Origin of the sequence: Chromohalobacter nigrandesensis (genome assembly GCF_023061285.1) — a bacterium.
GTDB classification, from domain to species: domain Bacteria; phylum Pseudomonadota; class Gammaproteobacteria; order Pseudomonadales; family Halomonadaceae; genus Chromohalobacter; species Chromohalobacter nigrandesensis.
The window spans coordinates 1-12,689 of the sequence record NZ_JAKGAM010000024.1; the positions used below are offsets into that span (position 1 = coordinate 1).

Annotated in this window: 16 protein-coding genes and 1 pseudogene; 7 read left to right on the forward strand and 10 right to left on the reverse strand. The window is 56.4% G+C overall.

Annotated elements, in window-relative coordinates:
* Nucleotides 1–80: 80 nt before the first annotated feature.
* Together L1073_RS16860 and L1073_RS16865 are read right to left on the reverse strand one after the other, a co-directional pair.
* On the reverse strand, nucleotides 81–374 hold the full coding sequence (locus L1073_RS16860; RefSeq protein ID WP_246901352.1) for a HigA family addiction module antitoxin: 294 nt from the start codon (nucleotides 372–374) through the stop codon (nucleotides 81–83).
* A pseudogene (locus L1073_RS16865) lies at nucleotides 374–651 on the reverse strand (type II toxin-antitoxin system RelE/ParE family toxin). Before L1073_RS16865 ends, L1073_RS16860 begins: the two are co-directional and overlap by 1 nt.
* A 251-nt stretch (nucleotides 652–902) precedes the next feature.
* Between L1073_RS16865 and L1073_RS16870 the strand changes: the two are divergent.
* From L1073_RS16870 to L1073_RS16900, 7 genes are all read left to right on the forward strand, one after another.
* On the forward strand, nucleotides 903–1,703 hold the full coding sequence (locus L1073_RS16870) for a helix-turn-helix transcriptional regulator (RefSeq protein WP_246901354.1): 801 nt from the start codon (nucleotides 903–905) through the stop codon (nucleotides 1,701–1,703).
* Between the two features lie 82 nt (nucleotides 1,704–1,785).
* Entirely contained in the window at nucleotides 1,786–2,436 is a 651-nt protein-coding gene (locus tag L1073_RS16875) for a LysE family translocator (protein ID WP_246901356.1), read from the forward strand.
* Nucleotides 2,437–2,515: 79 nt separating this feature from the next.
* Nucleotides 2,516–3,043, forward strand: a complete 528-nt coding sequence (locus L1073_RS16880; protein WP_246901357.1) for a TetR/AcrR family transcriptional regulator — start codon at nucleotides 2,516–2,518, stop codon at nucleotides 3,041–3,043.
* A gap of 360 nt (nucleotides 3,044–3,403) precedes the next feature.
* A complete protein-coding gene (locus L1073_RS16885) occupies nucleotides 3,404–3,553 on the forward strand; it encodes a hypothetical protein (protein WP_246901359.1) in 150 nt (49 codons plus the stop codon).
* A gap of 122 nt (nucleotides 3,554–3,675) precedes the next feature.
* Nucleotides 3,676–4,548, forward strand: a complete 873-nt coding sequence (locus L1073_RS16890; protein ID WP_246901360.1) for a DMT family transporter — start codon at nucleotides 3,676–3,678, stop codon at nucleotides 4,546–4,548.
* 431 nt (nucleotides 4,549–4,979) lie between these two features.
* Entirely contained in the window at nucleotides 4,980–6,716 is a 1,737-nt protein-coding gene (locus L1073_RS16895; RefSeq protein ID WP_246901362.1) for a chloride channel protein, read from the forward strand.
* Nucleotides 6,703–7,803 (forward strand): ABC transporter substrate-binding protein, encoded by a 1,101-nt coding sequence (locus L1073_RS16900; RefSeq protein ID WP_246901364.1) that lies wholly within the window; start codon nucleotides 6,703–6,705, stop codon nucleotides 7,801–7,803. Before L1073_RS16895 ends, L1073_RS16900 begins: the two co-directional genes overlap by 14 nt.
* On the opposite strand, the gene L1073_RS16905 is transcribed toward L1073_RS16900, so the two are convergent.
* From L1073_RS16905 to L1073_RS16940, 8 genes are all read right to left on the reverse strand, one after another.
* Entirely contained in the window at nucleotides 7,800–8,432 is a 633-nt protein-coding gene (locus L1073_RS16905) for a LysE family translocator (protein WP_246901365.1), read from the reverse strand. The two genes, L1073_RS16900 and L1073_RS16905, sit on opposite strands and share 4 nt — an antisense overlap.
* A 183-nt stretch (nucleotides 8,433–8,615) precedes the next feature.
* Nucleotides 8,616–9,161, reverse strand: coding sequence for a nucleotidyltransferase family protein (locus L1073_RS16910; protein ID WP_246901367.1), 546 nt, complete (start codon nucleotides 9,159–9,161; stop codon nucleotides 8,616–8,618).
* Nucleotides 9,162–9,231: 70 nt separating this feature from the next.
* Nucleotides 9,232–9,882, reverse strand: coding sequence for a DUF2268 domain-containing putative Zn-dependent protease (locus L1073_RS16915; protein ID WP_246901368.1), 651 nt, complete (start codon nucleotides 9,880–9,882; stop codon nucleotides 9,232–9,234).
* A gap of 118 nt (nucleotides 9,883–10,000) precedes the next feature.
* Nucleotides 10,001–10,498: an HIT family protein gene (locus L1073_RS16920; RefSeq protein WP_246901370.1), complete on the reverse strand. Its 498-nt coding sequence runs from the start codon at nucleotides 10,496–10,498 to the stop codon at nucleotides 10,001–10,003.
* Between the two features lie 38 nt (nucleotides 10,499–10,536).
* On the reverse strand, nucleotides 10,537–10,959 hold the full coding sequence (locus L1073_RS16925; RefSeq protein ID WP_246901371.1) for a GNAT family N-acetyltransferase: 423 nt from the start codon (nucleotides 10,957–10,959) through the stop codon (nucleotides 10,537–10,539).
* Between the two features lie 84 nt (nucleotides 10,960–11,043).
* Nucleotides 11,044–11,541: a GNAT family N-acetyltransferase gene (locus L1073_RS16930; protein WP_246901373.1), complete on the reverse strand. Its 498-nt coding sequence runs from the start codon at nucleotides 11,539–11,541 to the stop codon at nucleotides 11,044–11,046.
* 117 nt (nucleotides 11,542–11,658) lie between these two features.
* On the reverse strand, nucleotides 11,659–11,970 hold the full coding sequence (locus tag L1073_RS16935) for a hypothetical protein (RefSeq protein ID WP_246901375.1): 312 nt from the start codon (nucleotides 11,968–11,970) through the stop codon (nucleotides 11,659–11,661).
* Between the two features lie 77 nt (nucleotides 11,971–12,047).
* Nucleotides 12,048–12,668 (reverse strand): LysE family translocator, encoded by a 621-nt coding sequence (locus tag L1073_RS16940; RefSeq protein ID WP_246901377.1) that lies wholly within the window; start codon nucleotides 12,666–12,668, stop codon nucleotides 12,048–12,050.
* Between the last annotated feature and the right edge of the window lie 21 nt (nucleotides 12,669–12,689).

Genomic DNA, 12,689 nt, shown 5'->3' on the forward strand with positions numbered 1-12,689 from the left:
ATTTTGAAATAAACGGCGCGAGGGCGTTGTGTTTGGATCTTACTGCAAATAAAGAAAATCAAGAGTAATACCGCCAGTCACTAAGCGGCGTCAAAGTCCAGGGGGCGAATATCATCCAGGTTGAGCGTATTGCGCGCTACCCAGAGGTCATACATGTCCTGCATCGCCAGCCAGCTCTCTGGTGTGCGACCCAGCACCTTGGAGAGCCGCAATGCCATTTCCGGGCTGATACCGCTCTCGCCTTTCAGCGCCCGCGACAAGGTCGAGGGGGAAACCCCCAGGTTTGCGGCAAGCTGACGGGAACTGATGCTGAAAGGCTCCAGATACACCTCTCGAATGAACGCTCCCGGGTGCGGCGGATTATGCATCGTCATTAGTGATAATCCTCATAATCAAGTACGTAGGCGTGGCCGTCTCGAAATTCGAACGTCATTCGCCAATTGCCATTAATCCAAACCGACCACCGTTGCTTATCTTTCCCCTTCAAGGAATGCAGCCGAAAACCTGGGTGTCCATGTCATCGACTGACGTAGCGGTATCAAGGGCAACAAGCTGCATTCGTAGCTTCTTGGCATGATCGGCTTGTATTCCTGCCGTGCTGCCAGACGAGTAGAACCGCTTCAGTCCCTTGTGGCGGAATGATTTAATCATGAGCCCATCATAGCGCGTTGCGCATCACGCAACAATATGGTCTACGCCAACGGCGCGAAGTCTTTCCTGTTGGTCTTCTAGGTACTGGCCTAACGCTGGGCGTTCTGGTCAGGGCGGCCAGACGAGGTAGACTCAAGAAACGATTCGCCGCGACGCTGGCGGTATCGGCCACAAGCAATAGCTGGCCTTTGAAACCGACGAGATTACCCTCGCGCTTGGCTGAGCGCCCCACGCTACCTAGGAATCCTGCCATGACGCAGTTCTGGCGAGACCCGATGCTGCCTTTTGTCGAGAGCCGGCGGGCCAGCGATAGCCGCGCCTGCTACCGACCCCACAGCCACCCCACTCTGTCGATCGGTGTGGTTGACCGTGGCCAGAGCCAGTTCCAGTGCCAACAGCGACGCGAGCGACTGACGCCGGGCTGCCTGGTCAGCGTGCCGGCAGGCGTAGTGCATGACTGCAACCCTCTGCCGGATCAGCGCTGGAGCTACCAGATGCTGTATCTGGAACCGGCCTGGGTAAGCGAAGTGCTGAATGAGGCCTCGGTCGAAATCGACACCGCCCCGACCATGCCCTCGGCGGTATTCATCGCTCGCGACGCCGCGCCTTACCAAGCTTTCTGTCGGCTCAATACCCTGCTCTTTTCCCAGGCTCCAGCAGCCGACAAGGAGACCGCACTGATCGAGTTCCTCGGCAGCCGCCTGTGGTGTCATGGCCACTCGCTGGCCGTTCATTGGCCGAACTCGTCCGCATTGGCCGGCCTCCAGCAGCACCTACTCGAGTGCCTTGAGCGGCCGCCGTCGCTCGAGGTGCTGGCCCAAGATCACTGCCTGAGTCGCTACCAAGTGATTCGACTTTTCCGCCGCGAGACCGGGCTAACACCCCACGCTTGGCTACTCGACCGGCGCATCCAGCAAGCACGCCGCCGCTTGTGTCAGGGAGTGGAGCTGGCCGAACTCGCGCAGGAACTCGGCTTCGCCGACCAAGGTCACTTTCAGCGCGCCTTCAAAGCCCGGGTGGCAACAACGCCGGGTCGCTACTGCAGCACCTGAGATCGCCGCACTTTCATTCAATACTATCGCCGCGCAGCAACGCAGCCTGGCCCTCCACGCACTCGAAGGGGGCTTAGGTATCATGCTGCAACAGTTTCTGTTGGTCGCCGGGGCACACTTCCTAGCTCTGCTCAGCCCTGGCCCGGACTTCTTCCTGATTCTGCGCTACGCGGTCGCCTGGGGCCGCATGCAGGCGGCGATGGTCAGCCTCGGCATCGTCCTGGCCAATGCCGTATTCATCCTGCTTGCCATGGGCGGGCTGATGGCTCTGGACGCCAACGCCAGCCCGTTCATCGCCATCCAGTGGGCCGGCGGCGCCTTTCTGCTTTACATGGGCGTCCAGTTCATTCGTCAGGCGGGGCAGACCCGCCTCGATGCAGGCTCGCCCAGCGAGACAAAAGCCCCCACGAGCGCCGCGCTGGGCGCCTTGCTCGCCGGGCTGGCCTCGGGGTTGCTGAATCCCAAGAATGCGCTGTTCTACGCCAGCCTGTTCGCGGTGCTTCACGCGCGTAGCACGCCCGTGGGCATCCAGAGTCTCTACGCGTTGTGGATGATCGCTGCGGTACTCGGCTGGGATCTGCTGGTCGGCCACGTGGCCGGACATCCGAGGCTGATCCGGCGCTTCGGCCATGGTCTGCGACACATCGAACGGCTGGCTGGCACTCTGCTCATCCTGCTGGGGCTCGGCATCGTCACATCCCGGCTCGACCCTGGGCTACTGGCGGCCTTCTGAAGGCCCGGCGGCTCAGGCCTCGGAGCTTTTGTCTGAGTCTCGGCTTGCGAAGGTAAAATGATCGTTTTACGCTGCAGGCATGGATATTCGCACACGATTGCTCGCGACTGCCGAGCAGCTCTTCGACCGTCACGGTTTTAACGCTACCGGCATGGATCGGCTGACGGAAGGCGCGGGGATCTCGAGCCGCACGCTCTACAAGCATGTCGGCAACAAGAACGGCCTGATCGCGGCCGTTCTGAACGAACGGGATCGCCGCTTCCATCGCTTGGTGGAAGAGGACAGCATCGATGCCTTGTTCGGCGCACTGGAGACCTGGTTGGCCCAGGAGGCCGTGCGGGGCTGCCTGTTCCTGCGTGCCTGGGGGGAAACCGGCGGCGATGTGCCGGAGATCGCCGAGGCGATGGAACGTCACAAGCAGCGTCTGCGGGACCGGATTGGCAACATCGTTGTCGCGGAGATCGGCCGGCACGACGACGAACTCGTCGAGACGATACAACTGCTGTTCGAGGGCGCGACCCATACGGCAGCGTATCGCGGCGTCGCGGCCGTCGATGTCGCGCGCCGGGCGGCGCAGCGTTTGGCAAATGCCGTGCGGGCGTCATAGCGGCGCCGAGTTCAGCGACACGCTTGTCGCTTCGACACGCAGCATAGCCCACGACGAGTGACGTTAACCGGCTCGGACCGGCGGCTACATTACGCCCATAGTGAAAACGATCGTTTTACATTTCGTTAACACGATGCCGGCCACAGGCCGAAGGGAGTACACCGCATGACGCGCATCGAATTCCGCCTGATCGTCGCAGCCACCGGTATGGATGGCCACAGCCCTCATCGGCTACAGGACCGCCGAGCGCGCGGCTTTCCAGCCTCTTTTCACTTCCCCCTGACATCTACGTTCCCAGCAGATGCAGCGGCACTCACGGGACATGTCAGGTTCTTGATGGCAACGCGATAAGGAGAAGATATGCGTAACGATGAGCAGTATCGAAACAGCGATCAAGCCGAACATGAAAAGGCTCTGAAAGTGATATATATGCCGGCGATGCCGCCTATCGGGCTCTTCGTATGGAGCAAGAAGACGCTCCGGCGGCTCCTGGAAAAGGTACGCGCCTGATGCGCTTGGAGGAACGCAGCATGAGACGGCATCCCCTGTTGGCGTGGCCCGCAGGGGATGCCGTCCTTTTACGGCAGTCTATGATTCGATTTTTCACTTCACCCTGACAACAGGAGCTCTCAATGGCAGGTGCAACGGCACTCGTGGTTCTCGCCTCACTTTGCTGGGGTCTATCCGGCGGCATCGGCGGCCTGCTCATGGCGGACGACTGGGATGCGTTTGTCGTCTCGTTCTACCGGGGCGCCATCGGTCTGCTATTCGTTCTCGGCTGGTTGGCAATCCGCCCGCACCATAGTGGGTTGCGCAATCGCCGCCTGTGGGGCTGGTCAGCAGTGGCCGGCCTGGGCGTCGCCGGCAACTTCGCGTTCTACTTCCTCAGCATCTCACAGGGCAGCGTCGCGGTGGCGGCAACATTGATGTACTCGGCGCCGATCTTCGTCTATCTACTCTCGTTCGTGCTGAAGCTCGAACAGCCCACGCCGATAAAATGGGCCGCCATCGTGGTGGTGATGCTCGGCATCGTACTGCTGACGCGTATTTACGATGTGAGCTCAGGGGGCGTCACGCTACTCGGCGTGGGTGCCGGGCTGCTGGCCGGGGTCTCCTACGCGGTGTTCATCTTCGGGTTCAAGTACGCCGCGCCGCACGGCAGCCCACAGGCCATACTGGTGATCGCCTTCGCGGTCCTCGCCGTGCTCCTAGCCGGCCTTGGCGACACCAGCCAAACACTGGACGTGCTGCACACGCCGGACTGGCCGCTATTCGTCACGCTGGGGATACTCGGCGCCGGGCTCTCGTTCATCTTCTACGTTGCCGGCCTGAAACATACCGCCCCCGCCGTCGCCTCTATCGTCGCCATGGTGGAACCCGTCACCGCCTCGCTCTTCGGCGTTGTGGTCCTCGGCGAAAGCCTGGTGAGCATCCAGATCGTCGGGATGGTGCTGATCCTCGCCACGGTGACGGCGCTGAGTGTCTACTCCAGTCCCAAGAAGTGAGGTGGGAGTAGGAAAATGAATGCATCACATCAGGCGACTGCAAAAACCGGAAAAGCGACGCTTTTCCGGGTGGTATTCTTATTAGTGTAGCTCAATATCTCAACAATAATTCGTTTACAAACAGCGTCACTTTACTTCCTGAACTTGTCCATTCAAGCAGAAGTTCCCCTCAGAGAATATTCTGAATACGCGACTTTATCGTACCCTTTGAAAAATTATCAGCTTCCGTATGATGAGTTCGCCATTGTACTCAATAAACTAAAAGGTGATAAAGCAGGCGATCTTTCATGTGAAGCGGCACATTCTGATACGGTTCACTGTGCAAAAACAGCGAAAATGATAAAACGCCAACGCTGATCTATCATGAGATTGATTCTCGAAGCGCTATTTTCTCAGTCACCTGACGCTCAACAAGCCTCACAATCAAACCTATGCACTCTACCGCCCGACACTGGCTAAGCATTAGCTACCGCATTAGCGCCATTTCCCTGGTGGCGGTGACCGTCGGTGCGGTTGCTTCTCTGTGCGCCATCGGCTTCGTGGAGGCGGTAGCATGGTTGAATCACCGGCTGCTGGTGTCTCCCTACGCCCGGATTCAGTGGGGCGAGCGACCAGAGCTGGTGCTGGCCGCGACGGTACTGGTGCCCACGCTGGGCGGCCTAGTCGTGGGGCTTTTGATGCGCTATGGCTCGAGTGTGCGGCGGGCACTAGCGCCGCCGGACGCCATTCTCGCGGTGCAGACCGATCAGCCGTTGCCAAGCTTACGCGATGGTATCGTTTCCACCCTGGCGGCGATTGTCTCGCTAGGCAGTGGCGCCAGTGTGGGCCAGTACGGGCCCATGGTGTATCTGGGCACGCTGTTTGGGGCGCTGGCTGCCAAGCTGAAATTGGGCGTCAAGGATCTGAAAGCCATTGCCATTGCCTGCGGCGTGTCCGCCGCGATTGCGACGGCGTTTAATGCACCCATTGCCGGACTGGTGTTCGCCCACGAGGTAATACTGCGTCACTATTCGCTGCGCGCCTTTGCACCAGTCACGGTGGCGGCAGCCACGGGATATGTATTGGCCAATGTGGTGTTTGAGCTTGAGCCTTTGTTCTTGGTGGATTTTGCCGGCGTTAGCCATAGCTACGAGTTTTTGCTCTTCGCTTTTGAGGGAATGTTGTGCGCGCTGCTGGCCTGGGTATTTATCCGCTTGATTGAGAAGGCCGGCAAACTGGCCGCCCTGGTCCGGTTGCCACAAACGATCAAGCCTGCCGGTGCCGGATTGGCGCTGGGGCTGGTGGCGTTGTGGATGCCGGAGGTACTGGGTATCGGCCAGGAGAGTCTACGCTTTGCGACCATTCCCGGCGCTTTCGGGGCTGGAGAGCTGGGCTTACTCGTCACCCTGAAGCTGCTGGTCACGGCCTTGTGCGTGGGCTTCGGTTTCGTGGGCGGGGTATTCAGTCCGGCGCTGTTGATCGGGATACTGTTTGGTTCATTGTTCGGCATGACGGCACAAACGATCGTGCCGCTGGAGTTGTCCGGCCTGGTGGCTTACGCCATTGGGGGCATGATGGCGCTGGCGAGCGCAGTGATCGGCGCGCCGCTGACGACCATACTGATCGTGTTTGAGTTGACCCGCAATTACGACTTGACCATTGCGGCGATGGTAACGGTAGTGTTTTGCAACCTGGTCTCCTATCGGATGGTGGGCCGCTCGCTGTTTGATCGGCAACTGCGTGCACGGGGTTTCGATCTTCGCCAGGGCCGCGACCGGGCGATTCTCCAGAGCCTGGCGATTGCCGATTACGCCTCGACTGATGTCACGCGCGCGGATGCCACCGATACCGCTGGCGCCATCCGCACACTACTTGTCGAACAGCAGCGGGCCGAGGCCGTACTCACCGGCGCTCAGGGCTATTTTGTCGGCTGTGTGCGCCTGCAGACACTCCTCACCCTGCCCGATGCCGAGCCGGTGCCCCGGAAGCATTGGCGTATTGATCCCGCGTTTACCCACGCCACCAGTGTCTGGGACGCCATGAACGCGCTGGAGGGTTTCGTGGGCGAATCGGTTCCGATTCTGGACGACGACGGCCGCCCCGTTGGCAGTGTCTCCGAGGAAGCGGTGATCCGTGCCTACCTGGGCATCGTCGATGACTTGCGACGGGAGGAAAATGCGACCGCTTAATCTGATGTGGCTACTCACCACCGTGCTGACGCTACCGGCGCTGGCGGATACGGACCACCCCACGCTCACGGTGGTCACCTGGGGCGGCGCCTACGAGCGTAGCCAGCACGAAGCCTACTTCGAATCCTTTACCGAAAAAACCGGCATCGAGGTAGAAACCGTACGTTTTAACGGCGGGTTGGACGCCCTAAAAGAAGCCTACGCCAAGGGCAATCACTCTTGGGATGTGATCGACATGATCAAGGCCAACGCCGACACCGCCTGCGAGCAGGGCTTGCTGCGCGAACTGGACCCCAGCATCCTTGCCCCCGCGCCCGACGGCACCCCCGCGAGCGAGGACTTTATAAAAGGCGCCATTGGCCGCTGCGCGGTGACGCAATTGGTATTCTCTACCGTGATCGCCTATGACGACCGGGCCTTCCCCGGTGTAAAACCCCGTCGCGTCGAGGACTTTTTCGATACCCAGCGCTTCCCCGGCCGGCGCGCCCTGCGCCGCGCGCCAGTGGGACTGTTTGAATGGGCGCTGATGAGCCAAGGCGTGCCCCGCAGTCAGCTCTATGATCTTCTAAGTACCGAGCGCGGCCTTGACCTGGCCTTCAACCAATTGGATAAACTGCGCGGGCAACTCACCTGGTGGACCGGTGGCAACGAGCCGGCCCGGCTGCTGGCCGAAGGCAAAGTCGCCATGGCCTCCGGCTACAACGGACGCTTTTTCGATGCCCAGGTCAACGACGGTGCCCCTATCACCATTATCTGGGATGGCCAACTACTGGACTACAACAGTTGGGCCATCCCCGCCCAAGCGGATCAACCCCAGCTTGCTGAACGCTTCATCCGCTACGCTACGCGCGCCGAGCCCATGGCCCATCAAGCCAGTTTGATCAGCTACAGCCCCTCGCGTCATTCGGCCCGCGAGCGAGTGGGGTTACATAAAGAGACCTCCACCCCCATGCGCCCCTATTTGCCCACCCTGCCCGCGCATCTGGAAAAAGCCATACACCGTGATCAGCAGTGGTACACCCAGACATTTGACCTGCGCTGGCGATTGTTTGAGCGCTGGATGAACCGGCACGCCACACCGGACTAGCCTCTCAAGCCTAAGCGCGCCCCCAGGGCAACGAACAAGGCGCCAAGACCGCGATCCATCCACATGCCCACTCGCGGGCTTGCCTTCAAGAAAGCGCCCAACTTCGCCCCCAGCATTACCAAGGGAGGCTCAATAAACGCCGCGACCACGATAATCAAACTGCCATGCAAGAATAGCTGGGCTCCCACCGGCCCAGCACCTTCCACGACAAATTGCGGCAAGAAGGCGAGGAAGAAGATGGCCACTTTGGGGTTCAGCACGGACACCAGCACACCCTGCCAATAGACTGACTGCACCTTTACATCATAGCTCCCACTATTGGAGACGACAGAGTCACCCTTCGATAAAAGCATTTTGACGCCGAGCCATATCAAATAGGCAGCCCCGACCCACTTGATCACCGAGAACGCCACAGCCGATGTGGCCAAAATGGCCGACAGCCCCGCCGCCGCCATGGCCACATGTAATGCCGTCCCCGACCAACCCCCGAGCATCGCAGCGACCCCATATCGACGCCCGCTGCGTAGCGTCTGGCCTAGCATGAACGCGATATCCGGCCCTGGAGAAAGGTTCAGAAGCACCGCCGCTGACAAAAACGCCAGCCAATGTACCAACGTGTAATCGAACATATCGAAATTTCCTTTATTTTCTACGTCAACGGCTTGCGTCACAGAACCCCGCCGTCGCCTCCATCATCGCCATGGTGGAAGCTGTCCCCCCATCGCGCTTAGGCGTCGCTTTTCTCGGAGCCCCTTGGTGAGCATTAAGGTCATCGGGACGGTTCTTATCCTAGCCAGGTTGGCAGCGATTCATCAGGCATTCACCACCAATTTTGGCCAAATCTCCAGCCATCTTTTGGACTTTATCCTAGCTTCGAAATCCGTTCGCTTTGGCCGTTTTGAGTTCAGGGTGATGGTGAAGTCGAATAGCCGCTCAACATCGAAAGGCGCCACAATCGTTATCTCGCCTCCCTCATCCAATGCGGCCCCCACGGCAGTTTCCATCTCTACCCAGAAACTCATGGCATCTTTAGTCGAGATGTACGGAGTGTCCGAATTCCGCTCGTGCATTCTTGCCTGATTCTTCACCGACCATGGAAGCGTCGAAACGCTTTTTAAATCATTCTCAATTTCTCGGTCACGAGATTCACTACAATCGCGGGGATCGTAGTAAATCAAGTCAACGTCGTTCAGATCGGTAGCCGATGAAAGCCCATGAAGATTATCCCAAACCAAGTTTCTAACGAACCCCGCAGCGATACACCACTCCGGCAGCTTCTGCTCAGAAGCGATGGCAAGCGCCTCCATACGCATGGGGTCGCTCGCCAGCCACTCCTTGATCTGTGCTTCGTAGTTCATATCGATATCTGATATCAGCCATCATGCAATTATCACATGCATGAAGTTGTTTGGTTCTCTCGTATCGATGCTAGCGGATACCAGACATCCGTAATATCTCGTCGCTTGGAACGAGAGCCAAGTCGGCGGCCGATAACCCAGACGTTAGGATAGCTTGGTCTACAATGTAGGTTCCCGCACGATAACCAATCCAACGCCGCCCATCCGGGTGCTGGAACATCCAATGATCGTAAGACGCCGAAACCGGAAGCGCTAGCAACTCAGCAATCCATTGCTCGATCTCGGCAGGATATTGCCCCCAAGGCGTCTCACGACCCCCAAAATCTCGCTCAAATACGGTCGCAAGGCCCTCGCTGACGACTCCCTCCATAAAGGAGGTGCGCGCCGCCCCGCCATACATGACCCATCCTCTTACCAAATGATGAAGCTCATGAAACAACGTGAAACGCAGCTGGGCACGAGCAACAGCGGCCACGCCGCCCGGCAATCTCGCATCAACGGTCCATCCCACGCGGCCTGGCGAAATTGCCATCCCCATCTCTCCCGTTTCCGGGATAACGAAAGGCCCCGTCTGACAGGCCAACTCAATATCCTCATTTAAGTCGCCGAGGAAAGAACGAATCTCCGGTTCAGCATCGGCACACACCTCCTCAACAGCCCGACGAGCATCCTTTGAAAAATGCCGACAATCATTTGTATCAAGGAATAGAGGAACGATCATCAGTGATTCCTTTCAGTGAGGACCTGTCGGTTCGACGCACTCAACACGCTCGGCTTTTTAGTAAGCATGAAGCCATGGTGAAAATATCTCATCGCTATTTCCTTTATCACACATTCGCCTAACACCTGATTTTAGCTGCGAGTGCCGACAAGACACTATCATCCTCACGCTTATAATCATGAGACGAAATATAACCTTCGTAATGATCGAAGTATTTTTCAACGCTAGACGCCACAGGTTTAAATTCAGAGTCTTCGCCTGTACCGTGCATAGGAAATAATTTTGCGTGCAGATGATACACTCCGTAGCCCTCGAACATCATTCTCGTACGCGCAACACCATCCAATTTTTCATCGAGCAGCAGTGCTACACGCTTTGAAGCCAGCACCAATGCTGTCACAACTTCATCATCTTGGGCGAACAAATAGCTTGAAAAATGGCACTTGGGTATGACTACTGAGAAACCAGGCGTATTGGGATAAATAGAAAGAAACGCCAAATGATCATCGTCCTCCCAAATCTTGTGGCATGGAATGTTACCTGCCACAATATCGCAAAAAATACAGCTCATTTTTTTACCCTCAGATTTACTGCATAGCACTTGCAGCAGGGACACGACGACAGGGTGCCGCTTGTATGCACTGGTCAGGAAAATTAAATCTCACGCTCCATATAGTGAGCACCATCTTCAGTTTTGAAAATCCTGAACCCCATTCGTTTATATAAATTTACTGCCGGATTCTCGCAAAACACACGAAGCCTAAGTAGTTGAAATCCCGCTTTCTGGGCCAGCTTGAATGTATGATCTATCGCCTGCACCCCCACCCCTTGACGCTGCCAGCCAGGCTCGATTTGAAGGTCACGAATATAGTAGGCCGCATCATCATGACTCAACCGAAGCACTCCAACTGAGCAGTCATTTATGGCTATTTCGTAGCTTTCAAATTCGCACCAGTTCTTATCGAATGCTTTCTTGTCCCAGCTAATCCCGAGCTTTTTGTAATAAGGCTCCATATTCCGTCGAGTCAGTTGCTCGACAAAATATTTGTCGTTCGCTTTCCGGAACGTAGGTTTCATGTAGTCTCCCTAACTCCGGCCATCACCGATGGTGAAACCTGAGCAAACCGGAAGGCTCGACATCCAATGATGGCTTGGTTATACCTATTCATAGGTTCTAGTCATATATTCTGCATCTTCCCCATAGGCCAAAAGATGGTGCTTTAACTTCTCATTCACCTGCACAACTTCGAACCCTTGACGCTTCCAGTAAGATGACGCCCCCTGCACAGCTACTAGGAAAAACTGCCTATATCCCCTTGATTTTGCAGACTCGAATACTGCGTTCAGCAAATATTTCGCGGCACCGGCATTGCGTGCGTTACGGCTCACCGCGATGTCGTGGATACAAAGACTATCCGCATCTACCGGAATAGAATAATCAACACCATCCAAGTCAAGCATTTCACCATAAATCCATGGCAAAGCCACCACATACCCTACTGCCATTTCGTTCTGAACAGCGATGAAACTAAAGTCCGAATTAGCAGACAGCTTTGCAGAATATGAATCAATGGATTCAAGGAGATCCTCGCTATAGCACTCGCGCTGAATGCGAGAAATGTCCATGAGATCGGCCTGCGACATCTTTCTAATTTTCATAATGGTATTCGTCTCTACCTCGCGGATTATAACGCCTGCCATCACCGGTGGCAAAAACGGCGCGAAGCAGAGTTTTTGGCATCCGGTGCATGGCCTGGTTAGCAGTGCCTCCCTAGTTCAAGGAGACTCGGCCTTTTTGTTCAGGTAATCCGTAGCGCTGTCCAAATCATGTTGATCTGTATCGAAGAGTGCATAAACGGCGCCATGGTCAGAGAAGTATTTCCCATGAGTGAATAGCTTACCGCCTTGATATCCAAACCGGCGAAAGTAGTCAGTGCATTCATCATTCCAGTGTTTGATCCATATTGATGCAAACCCTTGATCATCTTCATCAGAAACAATTCCGGTCTGATTCAACTGGTCGACGACATCTTGAACGAGATGCCGACTCCAATTCTTGATTTCTTTCAAGGTTTCTTCAGGGGACATATCTCTCTCAACAACTCTGCTAACGTGGAGCGAAGCGGCGGCCCGCCAGGGACGTCCGCCTTGCGCGGCTGGTTAGTTCAATCACGGCGATCCAGGAGCAGCCCGATCCCAGCACTTCCAAGAAATCCAGCACAGGTTCTATTGAAAAGCCGACGCATAGCCGGACGAGAAAACCAGTGGCGCAACACCTTTCCAAAGAAGGCGTAGGTACCTATCGCGACCCATTCAAGCAACAAAAAAAGAGCACCCAAAATTAAAAACTGGCTCCCTATTGAACCTGCAGGATCGACAAACTGTGGAAGAAAGGCCGTAAAAATCAATATGGCCTTCGGATTACCAGCCGCTAAAAGAAACTCCTGTCTCGCCAGTTGAAGCAGCCCTTTACCCGCCAATGAGTCTTCACCGCTGTCAGTTGGGTCTGCAGTCCAAAGCTGGAACGCCAGCCATAGCAGATACAGTCCGCCGACAACCTTTATAGCCAGAAATAGCTTCTCAGACGTATATAGAACTGTTGCCAGGCCTGTAGCTGAAAGAGTAATCATGCCCACAAAGGCAACAAGCCGGCCAGTGCCAGCGCAGCAGGCAGCCTTGATGCCATAACGTTTCGCGTTCGCCATCGAAAGAAGATTATTAGGGCCAGGAGCCATGTTTAAAGCAAAGCTCGCTGGTATGAACAAAAGGATCGTCGTTAAGGTCACAGCTGATTCTCCTTTAAGAAC

Excerpts from the sequence above, each read along its gene's own strand:
- L1073_RS16895 (WP_246901362.1), top strand. The coding sequence starts at position 4,980 with ATGCACTCTACCGCCCGACACTGGCTAAGCATTAGCTACCGCATTAGC.
- L1073_RS16890 (WP_246901360.1), top strand. The coding sequence starts at position 3,676 with ATGGCAGGTGCAACGGCACTCGTGGTTCTCGCCTCACTTTGCTGGGGT.
- L1073_RS16925 (WP_246901371.1), bottom strand. The coding sequence starts at position 10,959 with ATGAAACCTACGTTCCGGAAAGCGAACGACAAATATTTTGTCGAGCAA.
- L1073_RS16905 (WP_246901365.1), bottom strand. The coding sequence starts at position 8,432 with ATGTTCGATTACACGTTGGTACATTGGCTGGCGTTTTTGTCAGCGGCG.
- L1073_RS16915 (WP_246901368.1), bottom strand. The coding sequence starts at position 9,882 with ATGATCGTTCCTCTATTCCTTGATACAAATGATTGTCGGCATTTTTCA.
- L1073_RS16935 (WP_246901375.1), bottom strand. The coding sequence starts at position 11,970 with ATGTCCCCTGAAGAAACCTTGAAAGAAATCAAGAATTGGAGTCGGCAT.
- L1073_RS16870 (WP_246901354.1), top strand. The coding sequence starts at position 903 with ATGACGCAGTTCTGGCGAGACCCGATGCTGCCTTTTGTCGAGAGCCGG.
- L1073_RS16910 (WP_246901367.1), bottom strand. The coding sequence starts at position 9,161 with ATGAACTACGAAGCACAGATCAAGGAGTGGCTGGCGAGCGACCCCATG.
- L1073_RS16900 (WP_246901364.1), top strand. The coding sequence starts at position 6,703 with ATGCGACCGCTTAATCTGATGTGGCTACTCACCACCGTGCTGACGCTA.
- L1073_RS16885 (WP_246901359.1), top strand. The coding sequence starts at position 3,404 with ATGCGTAACGATGAGCAGTATCGAAACAGCGATCAAGCCGAACATGAA.
- L1073_RS16880 (WP_246901357.1), top strand. The coding sequence starts at position 2,516 with ATGGATATTCGCACACGATTGCTCGCGACTGCCGAGCAGCTCTTCGAC.
- L1073_RS16875 (WP_246901356.1), top strand. The coding sequence starts at position 1,786 with ATGCTGCAACAGTTTCTGTTGGTCGCCGGGGCACACTTCCTAGCTCTG.
- L1073_RS16860 (WP_246901352.1), bottom strand. The coding sequence starts at position 374 with ATGACGATGCATAATCCGCCGCACCCGGGAGCGTTCATTCGAGAGGTG.
- L1073_RS16930 (WP_246901373.1), bottom strand. The coding sequence starts at position 11,541 with ATGAAAATTAGAAAGATGTCGCAGGCCGATCTCATGGACATTTCTCGC.